General features: G+C 55.8%; 16 protein-coding genes and 3 pseudogenes. 5 read left to right on the top strand and 14 right to left on the bottom strand.

Annotated elements, in window-relative coordinates; translation table 11 throughout:
- From nuoK to N8E89_RS14895, 14 genes and pseudogenes are all read right to left on the bottom strand, one after another.
- Positions 1 to 309, bottom strand: a complete 309-nt coding sequence (nuoK, locus tag N8E89_RS14960) for an NADH-quinone oxidoreductase subunit NuoK (protein ID WP_099999304.1) — start codon at positions 307 to 309, stop codon at positions 1 to 3.
- Positions 309 to 941 carry an NADH-quinone oxidoreductase subunit J gene (locus N8E89_RS14955; RefSeq protein WP_262260381.1) on the bottom strand — a complete coding sequence of 211 codons (633 nt, stop codon included), beginning with the start codon at positions 939 to 941 and terminating at the stop codon, positions 309 to 311. The genes nuoK and N8E89_RS14955 overlap by 1 nt, the downstream gene beginning before the upstream one ends.
- Before the next feature lie 142 nt (positions 942 to 1,083).
- Positions 1,084 to 1,575 carry an NADH-quinone oxidoreductase subunit NuoI gene (gene nuoI, locus N8E89_RS14950; RefSeq protein WP_106665039.1) on the bottom strand — a complete coding sequence of 164 codons (492 nt, stop codon included), beginning with the start codon at positions 1,573 to 1,575 and terminating at the stop codon, positions 1,084 to 1,086.
- 11 nt (positions 1,576 to 1,586) lie between these two features.
- Entirely contained in the window at positions 1,587 to 2,633 is a 1,047-nt protein-coding gene (nuoH, locus tag N8E89_RS14945; protein ID WP_106665038.1) for an NADH-quinone oxidoreductase subunit NuoH, read from the bottom strand.
- 17 nt (positions 2,634 to 2,650) lie between these two features.
- Positions 2,651 to 4,732, bottom strand: coding sequence for an NADH-quinone oxidoreductase subunit NuoG (nuoG, locus tag N8E89_RS14940; protein ID WP_262260377.1), 2,082 nt, complete (start codon positions 4,730 to 4,732; stop codon positions 2,651 to 2,653).
- Between the two features lie 107 nt (positions 4,733 to 4,839).
- Positions 4,840 to 5,427 carry a helix-hairpin-helix domain-containing protein gene (locus tag N8E89_RS14935; RefSeq protein ID WP_106665037.1) on the bottom strand — a complete coding sequence of 196 codons (588 nt, stop codon included), beginning with the start codon at positions 5,425 to 5,427 and terminating at the stop codon, positions 4,840 to 4,842.
- Between the two features lie 12 nt (positions 5,428 to 5,439).
- A pseudogene (gene nuoF / locus N8E89_RS14930) lies at positions 5,440 to 6,742 on the bottom strand (NADH-quinone oxidoreductase subunit NuoF).
- Between the two features lie 67 nt (positions 6,743 to 6,809).
- Positions 6,810 to 7,992, bottom strand: a pseudogene (locus N8E89_RS14925) (NADH-quinone oxidoreductase subunit E).
- Entirely contained in the window at positions 7,992 to 9,182 is a 1,191-nt protein-coding gene (locus N8E89_RS14920; protein ID WP_112759904.1) for an NADH-quinone oxidoreductase subunit D, read from the bottom strand. The pseudogene N8E89_RS14925 and the gene N8E89_RS14920 overlap by 1 nt, the downstream one beginning before the upstream one ends.
- Positions 9,183 to 9,224: 42 nt before the next feature.
- Positions 9,225 to 9,833: an NADH-quinone oxidoreductase subunit C gene (locus N8E89_RS14915; protein ID WP_106665033.1), complete on the bottom strand. Its 609-nt coding sequence runs from the start codon at positions 9,831 to 9,833 to the stop codon at positions 9,225 to 9,227.
- A gap of 10 nt (positions 9,834 to 9,843) precedes the next feature.
- Complete coding sequence (locus N8E89_RS14910) at positions 9,844 to 10,425, bottom strand: NuoB/complex I 20 kDa subunit family protein (protein ID WP_106665032.1); 582 nt, start codon at positions 10,423 to 10,425, stop codon at positions 9,844 to 9,846.
- The gene (locus N8E89_RS14905) at positions 10,416 to 10,781 is read right to left on the bottom strand and encodes an NADH-quinone oxidoreductase subunit A (protein WP_106665031.1); all 366 of its coding nucleotides are present in this window, start codon (positions 10,779 to 10,781) and stop codon (positions 10,416 to 10,418) included. Before N8E89_RS14905 ends, N8E89_RS14910 begins: the two co-directional genes overlap by 10 nt.
- 527 nt (positions 10,782 to 11,308) lie before the next feature.
- Positions 11,309 to 11,716 carry an ACT domain-containing protein gene (locus N8E89_RS14900; RefSeq protein WP_106665030.1) on the bottom strand — a complete coding sequence of 136 codons (408 nt, stop codon included), beginning with the start codon at positions 11,714 to 11,716 and terminating at the stop codon, positions 11,309 to 11,311.
- Between the two features lie 145 nt (positions 11,717 to 11,861).
- Positions 11,862 to 12,850 (bottom strand): annotated as a pseudogene (locus tag N8E89_RS14895) (substrate-binding domain-containing protein).
- A 519-nt stretch (positions 12,851 to 13,369) separates the two neighbouring features.
- Between N8E89_RS14895 and N8E89_RS14890 the strand changes: the two are divergent.
- From N8E89_RS14890 to N8E89_RS14870, 5 genes are all read left to right on the top strand, one after another.
- Entirely contained in the window at positions 13,370 to 14,113 is a 744-nt protein-coding gene (locus N8E89_RS14890) for an ATP-binding cassette domain-containing protein (RefSeq protein ID WP_106665028.1), read from the top strand.
- Positions 14,114 to 14,156: 43 nt separating this feature from the next.
- A complete protein-coding gene (locus N8E89_RS14885; RefSeq protein ID WP_262260373.1) occupies positions 14,157 to 15,155 on the top strand; it encodes an ABC transporter permease in 999 nt (332 codons plus the stop codon).
- Between the two features lie 77 nt (positions 15,156 to 15,232).
- Positions 15,233 to 16,129: an NAD-dependent epimerase/dehydratase family protein gene (locus N8E89_RS14880; RefSeq protein WP_262260371.1), complete on the top strand. Its 897-nt coding sequence runs from the start codon at positions 15,233 to 15,235 to the stop codon at positions 16,127 to 16,129.
- 1,429 nt (positions 16,130 to 17,558) lie between these two features.
- Positions 17,559 to 17,768: a hypothetical protein gene (locus N8E89_RS14875; RefSeq protein WP_112759908.1), complete on the top strand. Its 210-nt coding sequence runs from the start codon at positions 17,559 to 17,561 to the stop codon at positions 17,766 to 17,768.
- Entirely contained in the window at positions 17,737 to 20,007 is a 2,271-nt protein-coding gene (locus N8E89_RS14870) for an NADP-dependent malic enzyme (RefSeq protein ID WP_170117044.1), read from the top strand. The genes N8E89_RS14875 and N8E89_RS14870 overlap by 32 nt, the downstream gene beginning before the upstream one ends.
- Positions 20,008 to 20,028 lie beyond the last annotated feature (21 nt).

Genomic DNA, 20,028 nt, shown 5'->3' with positions numbered 1-20,028 from the left:
TCAACCTTTCATCATGTTGACGTCTTCCACGGCAATCGACCCCCGATTGCGGTAGAACACGACGAGAATAGCAAGACCGATCGCTGCCTCTGCGGCGGCAACGGTCAGGACAAACAACGCGAAGATCTGCCCGACCAAATCACCGAGAGCAGCGGAGAACGCTACAAAGTTCAGGTTGACTGCGAGCAGGATCAATTCAACCGACATCAAAATGACGATCACGTTCTTCCTGTTGAGAAAGATGCCGAAGATCCCAAGGGTAAACAGCAGGGCGGAAACAGTGAGATAATGTGCAATACCGATTTCCATCATGACACCTCTGTCAGGCCCTTGCCTGTTTCAACCTGTTTGACTTCAATAGCTGTCGCAGGCGTGCGAGCAACCTGCTCCGAAACGTTCTGTCGCTTGATGTTCGGCTTGTGGCGGAGTGTTAGAACGATCGCGCCGATCATCGCAACCAGAAGCACGAGACCGGCGATCTGGAAGAAGTAGATGTAGTCCGTATAAAGAATATCACCGAGCGCAGCCGTGTTGGTGCGCGTCGCCACATCAGGGGTTGGCTGGAAAGCCACAGTTCCGAGCCTTGGTGCGAATACCGATCCGCCCAGAACAACGATCAGCTCAGCGGCGAGTATCAGACCGACAAGCGCACCGATCGGCGCATATTGCAGGGCACCACTCTTCAGTTCTGCAAAATCGACGTCCAGCATCATCACGACGAAGAGGAAGAGGACCGCAACCGCGCCGACATAGACGACGAGAAGGATCATCGCCAGGAATTCGGCGCCAGTTAGAAGGAACAATCCCGCTGCATTAAAGAATGCAAGGATCAAGAACAGCACGGAATGCACGGGATTGCGCGCCGCAATCACCATGAACGCACTGGCGACGGTTATGAAGGCGAAGAGGTAAAAAAACGCCGCCGCGATACCTGTCAGCATGGGTTCCCCCGATTTCCAATCCGGCAGGTCGTCCTGCCATTTCTAGAGCGATGCATGGGTATTCCGCGCATTCGCTGCCTCTTAGCGCATGTTCCCGTCCGGTAGAAGAACCGAACGAAGGACACAAGCGCGCACTCAATCCTTATCGGTACGGCGCATCCATGGCGATGTTGCGGGCCAGTTCCCGCTCCCAACGATCGCCGTTGGCGAGAAGCCGTTCCTTGTCATAGTAAAGTTCTTCCCGGGTTTCCGTGGCGAACTCGAAGTTCGGTCCTTCGACGATCGCATCGACCGGGCAAGCTTCCTGGCAAAAGCCGCAATAAATGCACTTCACCATGTCAATGTCGTAACGCACCGTGCGGCGTGTTCCGTCGTTGCGGCGCGGTCCAGCCTCAATGGTGATTGCCTGCGCCGGGCAAATCGCTTCGCAGAGCTTGCAGGCGATGCAACGCTCCTCGCCGTTGGGATAACGGCGCAACGCATGCTCACCACGAAAGCGCGGGCTAAGCGGGCCTTTCTCAAACGGATAGTTCAAAGTCGCCTTCGGCGCAAAGAACTGGCGCATCGACAAGAAAAACGCGCCGACGAATTCCAGAAGCAGGAGCGACTTAGCAGCTTGTGCGAGTTGTGCCATGCTGGTTCTCCTTACGGCGTGAGGCCGGTGATTTTGAGGAAGGCCGCGGTCGCGATGACCATGAAGATCGAAATCGGCAGGAACACTTTCCAGCCCAGACGCATCAACTGGTCGTAGCGGTAGCGCGGAACGAATGCCTTCACCATGGCGAACATGAAGAAGCACAGGAAAAGCTTAAGCAGGAACCAGATAACTCCGGGTACCCAGTTCAGGAACCATACATCGACCGGCGGTAGCCAGCCACCGAGAAACAGAATGGTGGTCAAAGCGCACATCAGCGTGATGGCTACATATTCACCAAGGAAGAACAGCAGGAACGCGGTCGACGAATATTCGATCATGTGACCCGCAACCAGTTCCGATTCAGCTTCCACAAGATCGAAGGGGGGACGGTTGGTTTCTGCCAGTGCCGAGATGAAGAAGATGATGAACATCGGGAAAAGGCCGAGCCAATGCCAATCGAGGAACGAATTTGGCAAGCCAATCATCGTGCCAAGGCCGTCGGTCTGGGATGTGACAATGTCGGTCAAGTTCAACGACCCAACGCAGAGCAATACGGTGACAATAACGAAGCCAATGGAGACTTCGTAGGACACCATCTGCGCAGCAGAACGCAATGCACCGAGAAACGGGTACTTGGAGTTCGAGGCCCAGCCGGCCATGATCACGCCGTAGACTTCCAGCGAGGAAATGGCGAGCACATAGAGAATACCAACATTGACGTTAGCAACCGCCCAGCCTTCATTAACCGGGATGACCGCCCATGCCGCCATTGCCAGAACCGAGGAAACCAGAGGAGCAAGGAGGAAAATACCCTTGTTGGCGCCGGAAGGAATGATCGGTTCCTTGACAACGAACTTCAGAAGATCGGCGAAGGACTGGAGCAACCCGAAGGGACCCACGACGTTCGGGCCGCGACGCAACTGCACGGCCGCCCAAATCTTGCGATCTGCCAGAAGCAGGTAAGCTATGATGAGCAACATCACTACTAGCATCAGCACCGATTTTCCGAGGATAATCAGCAGCGGCAGGATGTAGGTTGCGAAAATTTGTTCCATATCAGTCTTTTCCCCGCTTACTCGGCCGCCTGCTTGAAGCCGCCCTTGGCGAGCGCTGAACATTCGGCCATGACGGCCGAGGCGCGCGCGATCGGGTTGGTCAAATAGAAATCCTTGACCGGAGATACAAAGGCCGTTTTTTCAACGGAGCCAGATGCATTGGCCAGCTTCTTGATGTCGGCAGGATCGCCGGCCTCGATCGAGTCGATCACGGCGAGATGCGGATACTCCGCATAGAGGGCCGAGCGCAAGGCCGCCAGAGAGTCGAATGGCAATTTCTTGTTGAGCACATCCGACAGGGCCCGCAGAATCGCCCAATCCTCTTTGGCATTGCCCGGTGCGAAACCGGCACGATTGGTCATTTGCACACGGCCCTCCGTGTTAACGAAGGTGCCGGACTTTTCCGTATAAGTCGCACCCGGCAAGATCACATCGGCGTTGTGCGCACCCTGATCGCCATGCGTGCCGATATAGACAGTAAAGGCCTTGTCTTTTTTCGGCCAATCGAGTTCGTCGGCGCCCAGCAAGAACAAAACCTCAAGCTTGCCCTTCATTTCGGCAACCGTCTTGCCGCCGGCACCCGGCACAAAGCCGATATCCAGAGCACCGACGCGGCTGGCGGCCGTATGAACGACGCCAAAACCATTCCACTCGCCGCCGAGAGCTTCGGTATCGGCAGCGATCTTCGCCGCAAGACCAAGTACCGCGGAACTGTCGACACGGGACAAAGCACCCTGCCCGATAACGATCATCGGGTTCTTGGCTTTCTTCAATACGGACAGGAATTTCACTGAGCCACTGGCAAGCTCTGCCAAGGTCTCGGCTCCGCTTCCAAGGTATTCATACTTGTAACGCAGATCGGCCTGTTCGCCGATCACTGCGATTGGCGTCCCGGCGGCGCGCCAGCGCTTACGGATACGGGCATTGAGCAGAGACGCTTCAAAACGCGGATCTGAGCCAACGATCAGGATTGCATCCGCCTGCTCAATGCCGTCAATAGTCGGATTGAAGATATAGGATGCGCGGCCATTGGCAGTATTGAGGACAGATCCGTCCTGACGCGCATCGATATTGGTCGAGCCAAGCGACGTCATCAATGCCTTCAGCGCATACATTTCCTCGACGGTGGCCAGGTCGCCGGCGATCGCGCCGATCTTGTCACCCTTGGTCTTGGCGACAGCGTCTTTGATGGCGTCAAAGGCCTCCGGCCAGGTTGCGGCGACAAGGCGGCCATCCTTGCGAATATAGGGGCGATCAAGTCGCTGCGTACGCAGACCATCCCAGATGAAACGTGTCTTGTCGGAAATCCATTCCTCGTTCACCTGTTCGTTGACGCGCGGCAGAATCCGCATCACTTCACGGCCTCGCGTGTCGACGCGGATGGCGGATCCGACGGCGTCCATCACGTCGATGGATTCCGTCTTGTTCAGCTCCCAGGGACGAGCCTGAAATGCATAAGGCTTTGAGGTCAGCGCGCCAACCGGGCAAAGGTCGATCACGTTGCCCTGCAACTCCGACGTCATCGCATGTTCCAGGTAGGTGGTGATCTCTGCATCTTCGCCGCGGCCAATCAGGCCAAGCTCGGAAATGCCGGCGACCTCCGTTGTGAATCGGACGCAGCGTGTGCAATGAATACAGCGCGTCATGATGGTCTTGACCAGCGGTCCTATATATTTGTCTTCGACGGCGCGCTTGTTTTCCTTGTAGCGCGACGAATCCACACCGAACGCCATCGCCTGATCCTGCAGATCGCACTCGCCGCCCTGATCGCAAATCGGACAATCCAGTGGATGGTTGATTAGCAGGAATTCCATTACACCTTCGCGCGCCTTCTTGACCATCGGCGTGTTGGTGAAAATCTCTGGTGTTTCGCCATTCGGACCAGGGCGCAAATCGCGAACACCCATGGCGCAGGATGCTGCCGGCTTGGGTGGTCCACCCTTCACCTCGATGAGGCACATCCGGCAATTGCCGGCGATCGACAAACGCTCATGGAAACAGAACCGCGGCACTTCGGCACCCGCCGTTTCTGCAGCTTGCAGAAGCGTGTAGTGATCCGGTACCTCGATTTCCTTACCGTCGACTTTGATCTTTGCCATCGTCTGTCCAACCTCGCGGAACATTCCGCATTTCATCTGGCATTTCCGCTCTGTTGCCGAAACACCTTCAATCATCCGCGTCATTAAACCGACGCGTCACCTAATTTTTACTTGCCCCCAGCAAGCGCCCTTGCCTGTCCGACCCAGTCGTCACGCAAGATGCGTCCGCCGAACTTCAGCCGATCGTCGACCTTGGCGATATCGTCGGCAGTCCAGGCCGCAATCTGCGCAAAGGTGTGAACGCCCATGTTGTTCAGCACGCTTACGAGCTTGGGACCGACACCGGAAATACGCTTCAGATCGTCAGACTTTTTCGCGGTTTCGGCTGTTTCCGGACGAACGTTTGGCACGATTGGCGCCTTCACCTGCGTTGCCTGGGCATCAACAGTCTTTGGTGAAATGGGCGCAGCCTTCTTTCGAATAATTGTCTTCAATGCATCCACGTCGCCCGTGATCTGCGGAACGGCAGCGTTTTCCCCATTTCCCACGGGATTCAACTTGGTATGCGCGTCAAGAGCGCCAGCTATCGCACCAGCCCAGAGCCCCCACAGCTGGCTGGCGATGCCAAGGCCCAACACGGAAACAGCTGCTGCCGCACCGAACTGGGGCGTAAGCAGATTGGCAGCCGGAATGACCTGTTTCGGCATCAAAGCCGCCCAATCCGCGCCCAATTGTTTGTTTCCGTTGTCAGTCATGACCTCTTCAACCTATTCGGCAGCTTCAAGCACAGGACTTGATGCAGCGTTACGCGAGAACTCATCGATCCGGCGTTCGATCTCCGGGCGGAAGTTCCTGATGAGCCCCTGAACTGGCCAAGCGGCAGCATCCCCAAGTGCGCAAATCGTGTGGCCCTCGATTTGCTTCGTAACGTCAAGCAGCATATCGATTTCGCGCTTCTGGGCGTTGCCCGTCACCATGCGCTCCATGACGCGCCACATCCAGCCTGTCCCTTCACGGCAAGGCGTACACTGGCCGCAGCTCTCATGCTTGAAGAAATAGGAAAGGCGCGCAATTGCGCGGACAATATCAGTCGACTTATCCATGACGATAACGGCTGCCGTTCCGAAGGACGACTTGACGCCGCGCAGCCCGTCAAAATCCATCGGACAATCCATTATGTCCGCCGCAGTCACGACCGGACAGGAAGCGCCGCCCGGAATAACCGCCAGCAGATTGTCCCAACCGCCGCGAATGCCCCCGGCGTGCCTCTCGATCAATTCACGGAACGGAATACCCATGGCATCTTCGACCGTGCATGGACGATTAACGTGGCCGGAAATCATGAAGAGCTTGGTGCCGACATTATTTGGGCGGCCAATACTCGAGAACCATGCCGCGCCACGACGAAGAATGGTAGGAGCCACTGCAACAGACTCGACATTGTTCACAGTCGTCGGGCAACCGTAGAGGCCCATATTCGCGGGGAATGGCGGCTTCAGGCGTGGCTGGCCTTTCTTGCCCTCGAGGCTTTCGAGCAGCGCTGTTTCCTCACCGCAAATGTATGCTCCGGCGCCGTGATGGACAAAGATGTCGTAGTCCCAACCGTTCTTGTTGTTCTTGCCGAGAAGACCGGCATCGTAGCACTCGTCGATCGCAGCCTGCAGTGCTTCACGCTCACGAATATACTCGCCGCGCACATAGATGTAGCAAGTGTTGGCGCCCATGGCGAAACCGGCAATCAGGCAGCCTTCGATCAGCGTGTGCGGATCGTGGCGCATGATATCGCGGTCCTTGCAGGTGCCCGGCTCCGATCTCGTCGGCGTTGATGACGAGATAATGCGGACGGCCGTCGCTTTCCTTGGGCATGAAGGACCATTTGAGGCCTGTCGGGAAGCCGGCGCCGCCGCGCCCGCGCAGGCCCGACGCCTTCATCTCGTTGATGATCCAATCGCGACCCTTTTCAAGGATCTGCTTGGTGCCATCCCATTGGCCACGGCTCATCGCGCCCTTCAAGGACTTGTCCTTGAGGCCGTAAATATTGGTGAAGATGCGGTCTTTGTCAGCGAGCATTTCGCACCGGTCCTACTCTCTTCGTCCATTCTTCAGCGGATGCACGATCTGCATCCGCTAATTCATTCTATCTCGGCTTCTTGCCGAAAACCCTGATGTATTCCGCTTCGCCGCCCTTGGCCAAGGCCTTGGCTTGCTTGACCCAGTCGTCACGTTCAATGCGGCCCTTGAAGTTCAGATAACTGTCGACCCACTCGCGTTCGACCTTTTTCCAGGCTGCGACTTGCGCGTAGGTATAAATACCGAGTTCGTGCAGAATGACCTCTATCTTCGGACCGACGCCGGAAATCAGCTTCAGATCATCGGCGACAGCCGGTTTCTCAATTGCAGCTGGACGGTTCTTGTCGTCAAGCGACACAACCTTTCCGGGAGCCTCGACTGCCTGTATCGGCGGCTTTTCCGAGAGGGAGCCGTCGACGATCGGCGGGTTCTTGATGGTCCGCGCAACGGCTGGCGCTTTGGCAGCAGGATCTCGAAGCCGCATCTTCGGAAGCCTTGGTTGCCTTCACGTTGGACGGCGATTTGATCGCGGGACTGGTCGCAGCGTCATGCGTCACCGGTCTGGCGGCGTTCGACGGCGGGATGTTTGCAGCTTCAGAACCGCCACTCTTGGCGGCACGCTTCGGCTTGGCCGAACCATTGCCCTCATTGAGTGAAGTCAATTCGCCTTGCGGCGCCGAGAAATGGCGATCTACCTGCGGTCCGACAGGAACAGAAGCACCGTTTCCGGCCTCGAATGCATCGATGATTTCTTCGAGGCGCTCCGGCGTCAGATCCTCATAGGTGTCCTTGAACACCATGACCATAGGAGCATTAACGCAGGCGCCGAGGCATTCGACCTCTTCCCATGAGAGCGTACCAGCCTCGTTGGTGTGGAAGGGGTCGTGATGGATCTTGTGCTGGCAGACCCTCTTCAGATCTTCCGCACCGCGAAGCATGCATGGGGTGGTGCCGCAGATCTGGATATGTGCCCGAGTTCCAACCGGCTTAAGCTGAAACTGTGTGTAGAAAGTCGCAACCTCGAGAACCCGGATCATGGGCATGTCGAGAATGGTTGCTACGTGTTCGATCGCAGCCTTTGTGACCCAGCCATCCTGCTCCTGCGCGCGCATCAACAACGGGATGACCGCAGACTGTTCGCGGCCCTTGGGATATTTCTTAATAGCCTGCTTCGCCCAAACGCTGTTTTCGCGATTGAATGCAAACGCCGCTGGCTGGACGCTATCTTCTGCGAGACGACGGACGGACATTAGCGATCAACCTCACCAAAAACGATATCGAGCGAGCCGAGGACGGCGGAGACGTCGGCTAGCATGTGACCACGGCACATGAAATCCATGGCCTGAAGATGGGCAAAGCCTGGCGCGCGCAGTTTCACGCGGTAAGGCTTGTTCGATCCATCGGAAACGAGGAACACCCCGAATTCGCCCTTCGGCGCTTCAACGGCCGCGTACACTTCACCGGCCGGCACATGATAGCCTTCGGTGTAGAGCTTGAAGTGATGGATCAACGCTTCCATCGACCGCTTCATCTCGCCGCGCTTCGGCGGAACGATCTTGGCAGAGGTGTTGGAGACAGGCCCTACCCGCTCTTTGCCAAGCAACTGATCAACGCACTGGCGCATGATGCGAACGGACTGGCGCATTTCTTCCATGCGGATCAGGTAACGATCATAACAATCGCCATTCTTGCCGATCGGAATGTCGAATTCCATTTCCGAATAGCATTCATAGGGTTGCGACTTGCGCAAATCCCATGCGGCACCCGAACCGCGCACCATGACGCCGGAGAAACCCCAAGCCCAGGCGTCGTCGAGCTTGACGACGCCGATATCGACATTGCGCTGTTTAAAAATGCGGTTCGGAGTGATCAAATCGTCAAGGTTCTTGACCGTTTGCAAGAATGGATCGCACCATTTCCCAATGTCTTCGATCAGTTGATCTGGAAGATCCTGATGTACTCCGCCCGGACGAAAATAGGCAGCGTGCATGCGGGCGCCGCAAGCGCGCTCATAGAACACCATCAGCTTTTCGCGCTCTTCGAACCCCCAGAGCGGCGGCGTCAACGCACCGACGTCCATGGCTTGGGTGGTCACGTTGAGCAAATGCGAAAGGATCCGGCCAATTTCAGAGAAAAGAACGCGGATGAGCTGGCCGCGCTTCGGCACTTCGAGGCCGAGCAGGCGCTCGACCGCAAGCGCGTAGGCATGCTCCTGATTCATCGGCGCAACATAGTCGAGACGGTCAAGATAGGGCACAGCCTGCAAATAGGTCTTGGCCTCCATCAACTTTTCGGTGCCGCGGTGCAGGAGACCGATGTGCGGATCCACACGTTCGACGACCTCACCATCAAGCTCCAGCACAAGACGCAAAACACCATGCGCTGCGGGATGTTGCGGGCCGAAGTTAATGTTGAAATTGCGGACGCTGTGTTCAGTCATGGGTCATTTCCCGGCGAGGTGCGTAAATTATCATCAGCGCGCTCAATTTGCCTTGGCTTTCTCATCACCCGGCAGCACATAATCCGTGCCTTCCCAGGGAGACTGGAAATCGAAGTTGCGGAATTCCTGTCTCAACTCAACTGGCTCATAAACGACACGCTTGACCTCATCGTCATAGCGAACCTCAACAAAACCGGTAAGCGGAAAGTCCTTGCGCAGCGGATGACCTTCGAAACCGTAATCGGTCAGGATCCGGCGAAGGTCCGGATGACCTGAAAACAATACGCCATACAGATCGTAGGTCTCGCGCTCGTACCAGTCGGCGCCGGGGTAAACTGGCGTCGCGGATGGAACGGGTGTGTCCTCGTCAGTCGCGACCTTGACGCAGATGCGTAAATTCTGACGCGGCGAGAGGAGATGGTAGACCACATCAAAACGTTGAACGCGGGACGGATAATCCACTCCACTGATGTCGATCAGTGAAATGAACTGGCACTGCACGTCGTCTCGCAGGAAAGTCAGCGTATCGATAAGATCGGTCGCTTCAACCTCGACCGTCAGTTCACCATAGGCAATCTCGACCGACTTGAATGTCAGGCCAGGCTTCTCGTTGAGATAACTGGAAAGTTCGCTCAATGCTTCTTCAAACATCGCCCTTGTCCTATCGCTCGATCGTGCCGGTGCGGCGAATTTTCTTCTGCAACATCAACACGCCATACAAAAGCGCTTCCGCGGTCGGCGGGCAGCCCGGCACATAAATATCGACAGGCACGACGCGATCGCAGCCACGGACCACTGAATAGGAATAATGGTAGTAACCACCCCCATTGGCGCAGGAGCCCATGGAGATCACATAGCGCGGCTCCGGCATCTGGTCGTAAACCTTGCGCAGTGCCGGCGCCATCTTGTTGGTCAGTGTGCCCGCCACAATCATGACATCCGATTGGCGCGGTGAGGCGCGCGGTGCAAAGCCAAAGCGTTCGCCATCATAACGCGGCATGGATGTGTGCATCATCTCCACAGCGCAGCATGCGAGACCGAACGTCATCCACATCAATGATCCGGTACGCGCCCAGGTAACCAGTGCATCAGCCGAGGTAACGAGAAATCCCTTGTCAGCGAGCTCATTGTTGATCTCGCCGAAGAAGGCATCGTCCGAACCGATGGGCTTGCCGGTGCTGGGGTCTAGAATGCCCTTGGGCTTTGGTGCAACGAGGGTGGTGTTACCGTCGATCAATCCCATTCCAGCGCTCCCTTTTTCCATTCATAGATGAAGCCGATCGTCAGAACGCCCAGGAAAGCCATCATCGACCAAAATCCGAACCAGCCTATCTTTCCGAAAGAGATTGCCCACGGGAACAGGAAAGCCACTTCGAGGTCGAAGATGATGAACAGGATCGAAACGAGATAGAAGCGAACATCGAACTTCATGCGAGCGTCGTCAAAGGCATTGAAGCCGCACTCATAGGCCGACAATTTCTCCGCGTCCGGCGCACTGTATGCGACCAGAAAAGGCGCAACCAACAGTGCCAGACCGATTACCAGCGCTACCCCTACGAAGATAACGATGGGCAGGTAGGAACTTAATAGCTCGTTCATGATCCGTCTTTTTCCGCCCTGTGAACTTAGGCTGACAAGAATGCCATGTTATGCACATGACTGCCACCAATACGCGACAGATCGCACCATCTTGGAAGTTGGCACGATGGGGCGAGCGTTAGCGCGTTAGCGCCATGCGCGCAAGTGCAACAATCGCCGCAAAAACACTCATAATCCTTCACCATTCCCAATTCCCATTGCGCAAAACCCGCTAAAATCTGCATTTTTTCCCTGTTTTGGCGATAAAACGGCCCCGAATTCCTTTTTAGAACGATATTAATGTGCGTCACGCTTCTGATGGGCTGCGGATAGCCATTTCTGGCTGCGACATTCGGTCCTATAAACGATTTAGACGGGAGAAGATCCGCGTCCGCACTGCGGCGACGTGAATGGAGTGATTGCCCGGTTATGCACCGTCCGACTCGCGAAAGGCAGCGACGTTCAAAACCCCCGCAAGTGGTTCGAGGCTAAGGCGCTGACCCCTCTTCAGCGCGCAGGAGCAACGCAGCGTGTCGCCTGGGGTTTCTCTATGCACCCGCCTCATCGGCGAATTGTTCGAGAATCCGGACAGCTTCTTCCGCCCGATCGGCAGGGACAAAGAGATGATCATGGTAGAACGCGGACACGGGATTAACGCCCATCCCGGCAGCCGCAAGACGATTGGTTATGACAGCCATGAAGCCGACGGCATCAAGCGAAGAGTGGATGTCTAACGTTATCATCCGGCAGCGAAACAGCCCATCCATCCCAGCAAGCTTCGCAGCATTCTCCTCCAGGATGAGTGTTCGCCCCTCTGCCTCCCGGAAAGTCATAACCGGTTCAAGACCACTGGGGAGTGCAACGGCGTGTGGCAGCGATGCAAAGACATAGATGCCATTTTGCAGCCGTGGTCGCATGGAGGCCAGAAGCTTTGTCAGGTTGGTCTCGCCGGACATCTGGGCTTCCTTACACAATATCTCACCGTGCAGCGTTGCCAACTCCGGCAGACACACTGCAGACATTCGGTTGCTTCGACGTTGGCAAGCCGACAGCGACACGCCGTGAAGGAGCGCCCGTTAGCGGGCGCTCCGTAATCAAAAATTATTTCTGAATGCAGGTATCAACAGTGTCCTTGGTGCATTCGTCAAGGCCGGTGAAAACCGGATCCTCAACGGTCTTGCCCTCGATGAGGTCGATCATGACTGAGGGAGCCTTATAACCCATCTCGAATGGCCGCTGCCCGACCAAAGCAGTCACCAGGCCCTCCTTGGCGATCGCAACCTCATCGCCGATCGTGTCAGCGGCTCCGATCACGAACTCGTTGCTGGCGATCTTTTCGGCCATCGGTTTGAACAGATCGCGATAAGGCTGGGGCGCACCAAACAGCGGCCAACCACCCATGATCCCGAAGGCGTCCAGTTTCGGATTGGCTGCAAGAATGTCAGTCATTGCCTGAACACCCTTTGCACCGTCGTCATTAGTGAAGACGGGGCAGCCCGCAACTTCGGTCCAGCCGCCCTCACCCTTCAGCTCGGCCAACCCCTTTTGACCGGTCAATGCATCGCGCATGCCCTGCGCGCGGCGCAAGATATTGTCGGCACCAGGATTGCCTTCGATCGTGCAGATCGTGCCCCCTTAGGCTTGCCCTTCTTGATATACTCACCGATCTTGAAGCCCATCAGATAGTTGTCGGTGCCGAGGTAAGTCTTGCGGAGCGCTGAGTCTTCAGCCGCGAGATCGGCATCCAACGTCATCACCGGAACCGTCGGATTAGCCGTCTTGATGGTCTGAGCGATCAGCTTCGCGTTCGATGGTGAGATGGCGATCGCTGCAGTGTCGGCCTTACCGAGCACATCCTGCACGATCTGCGCCTCTCCAGCCTCATCAGAGGTCGATGCGGGGCCCGTGTAGAAGCACTCGTATTCCGAGCTGGCGTTTTCGGTGTTCCACTTCTCACAACCCTGGTGAATTGCCTCGAAGAACGGATTGTCGAGACCCTTCACGACGATGACAAGCTGTTTTTTGGCCAGAGCAGGTCCGGCGCCTAACGCCAGAGCAGCGGCGGCGACGAGTAGTAATGATTTCCTCATTTGTTCCTCCCTTGAAACAGACGGACACGGCGTGCCCGTCACACAGGATCAACCAGGATACTAAACAGCACGAGGTCGTTCTGCACCCCTCGCATTATCGCGGGCCGGGTCGATCAGCATTTCCAGTTCATAGTCCGGTTTGCCAGCCCAAAAGGGCACGGCCATGCTATTGTCCATCCAGTTCAAGACGGAACCGGTGGCCGAGCGCGCGGATGCGAGGCTTGAAAATCAATACGATCGGGCATTTCCCGACCTTGCCTACCGCGCGGGTGACAAGGATCCTCCTCCTCCCGGACCTAGCTAATATCGGCGAAGTTCGCCCGTCAACGGGTATTTATCATATAAAACGATTTATAGTGGCAAAGGACTTGAATTCACCTGAAACTTGATTGATGCTCGGCTCAAACGCGCCCCCCGCGTTCCGGGAGGAGATCGGAAAGCGGGATCGCGATAACATATGCATTTGACGCGTGGACGTCGGCGGATGACAGCGAGCATGCAAGTGGAGGCACGTAGACTGTGGCGGTTCTCGAACTCAGCAATATTTCGAAACATTTCGGCGCCATCCAAGCTGTAAGTGATGTTTCACTTTCGATCGAAGCGGGCGAAGTGGTGGGCCTCATGGGCGATAACGGCGCCGGAAAATCGACGCTCGTAAAAATGATCGCCGGGAACTTTCGCCCCAGCCATGGCACAATGCGCATGGATGGCGCCGAACTCAACCTTCACAAGCCTGTGGAGGCGCGCCAACATGGCATCGAGATCGTCTATCAGGACCTGGCGCTGTGTAACAATCTCACCGCAGCAGCCAATGTTTTCCTCGGTCGGGAACTCAGGCGGGGCTTTGGGCCCTTCCGGATTCTAGACTATGCCACCATGTACAGGCGGGCCGGCCAGATTTTCGCTGAACTAAAGTCCGAGACCCGGCCGCGCGACCTTGTCAAACAGATGTCGGGCGGCCAGAGGCAAGCGGTGGCGATCGCCCGCACCAGGCTGTCCGAGGCAAAGATTGTGTTGATGGATGAGCCAACAGCGGCGATTTCCGTACGCCAGATCGCCGAGGTACTGAATTTGATCCGGCACCTTCGCGACCAAGGCATCGCCGTCGTCCTCATCAGCCACCGCATGCCCGACGTCTTTGACGTTGCTGACCGTGTCATCGTGATGCGGCGAGGCAGGAAAGTCGCCGACAAAAGAATTGCAGCAAGCTCGCCCGAAGAAGTAACGGGGCTCATCACCGGAGCCATCGAGCAGGTGGTATAATCGGTGGTGTTCGTGGGAATCTGGAAAGAATCGAAGGTCGACAATGGCAATCACACTTGATCAGACGATCAGTCACAAGCAGCAGAGCTGGCTTTCGGAAAAACTGAGTAGCCAGACGTTCTGGGTTCTGGTCGCTGTCGTCCTTGCATGCATTTTCCTCTCGTTTGCTACCGACTCCTTCGCGACAACGAAGAACCTCTATAACATAACCCGCAATGTTACATTCGTTGCAATCATAGCACTCGGCATGACCCTCGTAATCATAACGGGAGGCATCGATCTCTCGGTCGGCTCTGTACTTTGTCTTTGCAGCATGATTCTCGGGGTTGTCATGCATGCCGGTTACAGCATCGAAGTCGGCATCGCTGCCTCGATCGGCACAGCCCTCCTCATCGGTGCCTTTCACGGCGTCTTGATCGCCTATGTTGGGATGCCACCATTTGTGGTGACACTGGGCATGTTGTCGATCGCGCGAAGCCTGGCGATGGTCGCTTCCGGCAACACTGTGGTGTTCGAGTTCGGACCCGATCACAACAAGCTTCTATCACTCGGCGGCGGTGCCTGGCTTTTCGGCATCGCGAACCCTGTGCTCTACATGATTGTGCTGGCGCTACTCACCGGATTTGTCCTGCGCTGGACCAAATTCGGCCGCCATGTGTACGCGATCGGCGGCAACGAGCATGCTGCAACGCTTACCGGCGTTCCTGTTCGCCCAATCAAGGTCGCCGTTTACATGATCTCTTCTCTTTCAGCGGGCATTGCCGGCATTATTCAAACCGGATGGCTTGGCGCGATTACAACCAATATCGGCGCAGGCCTGGAACTCCAGGTCATCGCCGCGGCCGTTATTGGCGGGGCCGCACTGGCGGGTGGCGTGGGTACAGCTTTCGGTGCACTCGTCGGCGCGGCACTGATCGAAGTGATCCGCAACAGTCTCGGTTTGCTCGGCATCAATGCCTTCTGGCAAGGCTGCTTTATTGGCGGAGCTATCCTGCTTGCAGTGCTGTTCGATCGGCTGCGTAAGTTCCGCCAAAGCGATTGAGGCTCCGCGTTCTTTCCGCGCACGCATTTGCCCGTATCGGAGGGAAGTCAGAAATTTTGGGTTCAAGGAGAATTGCAATGAAGAAGCGGATCGTTTTCACCGGTGGCGCAGGCAAAGCCGGCCGCCACGTCGTCGCCTATCTTGTCGAGCGAGGATACGACGTCCTGAACGTTGATCTCGTTCCGCTCAACTGTGCTGGTGTCAACACGCTCATTGCCGACATCGCTGACAGCGGTGAGATGTTCAATGCCCTGTCGAGTCATTTCGGCTTCGACGGCTTCGAAACCGGGAACGGTCCAGCGCCGATCGACGCAGTCGTGCATTTTGCGGCAGTGCCACGCGTTCTCATCAAACCCGATAACGAGACGTTCCGGGTTAATACAATGGGGACCTATAATGTCATTGAGGCTGCAGTTAAGCTCAGGATCAAAAAGATCATCATTGCGTCGAGCGAGACAACCTACGGTGTCTGCTTTGCTGAAGGCGACAAGGATTTTCATCATTTTCCGTTGGAGGAAGACTACGATATCGACCCGATGGACAGCTACGGCCTGTCCAAGCTGGTGAACGAAAAGACCGCCCGCGCCTTTGCCATGCGGACAGGTGCAGATATCTATGCGCTGCGTATCGGCAATGTGATCGAACCCCATGAATATGACCGCTTTCCCGGTTTTCTAGCCGACCCCATGTCGCGCAAACGCAATGCCTGGAGCTATATCGACGCTCGCGATCTCGGCCAGATCGTGGATTTGGCGATCCGTAAGGACGGTTTGGGTTTTCAGGTCTTTAACGCGGTCAACGACACAATCACGGCAACGATGCCCACCCAGGAGTTTCTCGCAAAATATTGCCCAGGTGTACCGATCCGGCGAGAGCTTGATGAATACGAAGCGCCCCTATCCAACCGCAAGACGCGCGAGGTCCTCGGATTCCGAGAGGAGCACGATTGGCGAAAATACGTGCCGCTGAATTGAACTTGGAGATCTAATCGGGTAAGCAACCTCCAGTTTCGGTGGAATCCAAATGTGGCATCCTCCCCGCGCAAAACACATTGGATAATGAACCAACCGTGCTGGAATGAGTTTGACTGCTGTGTTTGATGGCGAGAAAATTGCGTGATTCGGAAACCATCATCCAGCTGGGAGGTTCGGTTTTCCCTCCTCGGGTTGCCCACATCGAGCCTCATTTTTTCAAAAGGGATGTACTGATGAACAGCCACTTTGCACTCATATTGACGATGATTACAGCGATCGCGTGGACAGGAACGCTCGTATATTTGGTCAGACGGTGGAGTCAGGTTCGCAAGTGAGATAGTCACCTCAATCAGGTTCCACCAGATCTCTGCAGCGGCAATGCCCCGGGCAGAGCGAATGATCGCGCCAGATCAGCGCGTCCAGATAAATTCTCTCGATTGCACGGAACTTGTTCTCAATAAAAATCGTTTAGGTACGCTGAATATATCCATTCAGCCGAGGGATAGCCAATCAGTTTTGGGCAAGTAGATGATTGGTGCCTCGATAAGGCCCAGGTCGAAACTTTGCACTTGGTATTCGGCCGCCGGCCAAGCGGCCATGGCACTCACAGCCACTTGAGGTTCCTGGCCGCTCTCAGAGCTTGGTCCGTTCTCAATGGCGGGCCAAGCCTCTTCTCACCAAATTAGCCGCTTCTGACGCAATGCGACGGCGCTTACCTCGAGGTCGGAACAATTCACCCCGGAAGGTTAGCCCATGATGATGTGCATTCAATCGGACATCGATTTGCTAACTTCATGAGATCAATAAGAGGGTTATTGGTATGAATGACGATGCTATAATTATCGCGATTGCGTTTGTTACGATTCTCGGAGCCTACATTTTCTACGGGATATCAACCGAGCAGCTTGCGGCCGTCCAGGTCGCGTTGAGCTCGCCGCCCCTATAGATGCGCCCCCGCCAATGTGCTGCCCACTGTGAATGCGAAAAACCTGACCACCAATCATCCAGGTGTCTTTCATGATTGAACAACCGGGATAAATTGCCCGTCATCGATCGTGCGCAGCGCCTTTCCCGACAGTGCTGCATCTCGCTCGCTTGGTGCATCTCATAACATGAGCGTTCTGCGCCATGGACTCCACAAAGAGTCTGAGCTACGGCCACAAATGTTGGCTTTACGGCCATAGCATCATGGATGTGGGTGGCAAGGCCACCAGCGCGCCATTGTTGACACGGTTGGATCACTCAGACCGTTCGAGGACCTCTAGAAGTATTATATTCGCGGAATTGGTTGATATCGCTTACTCTATCTGGCGAGAGAGAGTTCTCACGAGTCAGATCTCGAACCGCAGCGATACGCCAGATGAGGCCCGGCAAAGTCAAGATGGAATCGGTATGATAGTTTTGCTGCCATTGCGGGGTATTTGAGCAGATGACAAATCGTTATTTTGATCCGATGGAACGCGGTTGGAACGTTGATCTTGGGGTGACGACAAAATTGTTCATGGGAGACGCAAAATCTGAAAATATCGACGCGGTGCCAACCTTACTTCCAGCGGGCATGAGCAAGGCAACGTCAGCAAAGCCCAGTAAAACAGGAGTGAACTATCTTGTCACAGGATCCGAAAGCGAGTCTGCGTAACGCTGCGCTGCATTTCCATCAACATCCAAAACCGGGCAAACTTGAGATCAATCCGAGCAAGCCATTAGCCAATGCGCGCGACCTTGCCCTGGCCTATTCGCCAGGGGTCGCCGCACCATGCGAAGAAATCGCGGCGGATCCGGAAAAGGCTTACGCTTATACGTCCAAGGGCAATCTGGTGGCGGTTATCTCCAACGGCACAGCCGTACTGGGTCTGGGCAATATCGGGGCGTTGGCCAGCAAGCCAGTTATGGAAGGCAAGGCCGTCCTTTTCAAAAAGTTCGCAGGAATCGACAGCATCGATATCGAAGTTAACGAAAGCGACCCCAAGAAATTCGTCGAGATCGTGGCACCGCTTGAACCAAGTTTCGGCGGCATCAATCTCGAGGACATCAAAGCCCCGGATTGCTTCGACATAGAAGAGAACCTGCGGGCGCGGATGAACATTCCTGTGTTCCACGACGACCAGCACGGCACTGCAATTATCGTCGCCGCGGCTGTCTTAAACGCCATGAAGCTTGTTGGAAAAAACATCGCCCAAGTGAAGATCTGCACGTCTGGAGCGGGCGCTGCAGCAATAGCCTGTATGAACATGCTGGTGACAGTGGGAGCGCAGCGCGAGAACATTTATCTGGCAGACCGACAGGGTATCGTTACCAAGAAGCGGGCAAATTCTGTGGACCGCTGGCGCGGAGCATTTGCCCAGGACACGGATGCAACCGAATTGGCAGAAGTCATGGCAGGAGCGGACATCTATGTCGGCCTATCTTCAGCGGGCGCGCTGAAACCAGAAATGATCCGCGAGATGGCGCGCGATCCATTGATCCTGGCACTCTCCAACCCAATTCCGGAAATTATGCCGGAATTGGCCATCGCTGAGCGGCCCGATGCAATGATCTGTACGGGGAGGTCCGATTATCCCAATCAAGTCAACAATGTTTTGTGTTTTCCATTTATCTTCCGCGGCGCGCTGGATGCGGGCGCAACCACAATCAACGACGACATGAAGCGGGCTGCGGCCTACGCTATTGCACAATTGGCGCACGAACCGGTCCTGGAGTCCCTTGGAAGTGAGGCGGCGGCCACTTTCGGTAGCGGCTATCTGATTCCGTCACCGTTTGATCAGCGTTTGATTTTGCGCATTGCCCCCGCAGTGGCGCAAGCGGCGATGGACAGCGGGGTGTCGCGCCGCCCTGTCCAGGACATGCGCGCCTATCAAGACAGCCTGAAGCGTTTCGTATTCCGGTCAGGATTGGTGATGAAGCCAATGATCGAACGCGCCCAGGGGCAAGGTAAACGCATTGCGTTTGCCGACGGCGAGGACGAGCGCGTGTTGCGCGCCACCCAAGTCATCTTGGAAGAAGCCATCGGCCGGCCTGTCCTTATCGGCCGCCCTTCCGTCATCGAACAACGGATAGAACGCTTCGGACTTACAATCAAAGCCGAGCGCGATTTTGAGATCATCAATCCGGAAGATGATCCGCGCTATCGCGAATACGTCAGCCTCTTTCACGATCTGGTCGGACGCAAGGGTGTAACGCTCGATACGGCTCGCACGATTGTCCGCACCAATACCACGGTGATCGGTGCCCTGGCTGTTCATCGCGGAGAGGCCGATGCATTGATTTGCGGGTTGCAGGGAAGCTTCATCAAACACGCTCGTGACATCCGTTCTATCATCGGGTTGGCCGATGATTCAGCCCAGCTTTCGGCACTGTCCATGTTGATCATGTCCAAGGGGGTTTTCTTCCTTGCTGACACCTATATGAACATCGATCCAAGCGCTGCGGAGATCGTCCAGATCGCCTTACAGGCTCGTGATCATCTCAAGCGCTTCAATATCGATGCCAAGGCGGCATTGCTGAGCTATTCAAATTTCGGCTCGCGTGACGGCGCGTCCTCGGAAAAGATGCGTGCAGTCTATTCGCTTCTGAAACAAGCCGCACCTGATTTGCTGGTTGAAGGAGAAATGCAGGGAGACCTTGCGATTAACAGCGCGCTGCGCGAACGATACTTGGCCAGCACAGCCTTTCAGGGCGAGGCAAACCTGTTGATTTTCCCGTCGCTAGAAGCGTCGAACGTGTCCATGACGTTGCTCGCGGAGTTGAACAATGCGCTCGTGGTTGGCCCCATTTTGATGGGGACGAAACGGCCAGCGCATATTCTGGCGCCTACAGTAACAGCCCGGGGCATTGTGAATATGTCGGCCATCGCAGCTGCTGAAGCCCTGGGGGTCTGAAAGTTTTGTTAACCAGAGCCA

The organism is Phyllobacterium sp. A18/5-2 (assembly GCF_025452215.1).
GTDB lineage: Bacteria > Pseudomonadota > Alphaproteobacteria > Rhizobiales > Rhizobiaceae > Phyllobacterium > Phyllobacterium sophorae.
Note: the sequence above shows the minus strand (reverse complement) of the source record. Positions and strands in the feature narration are given on the sequence as shown.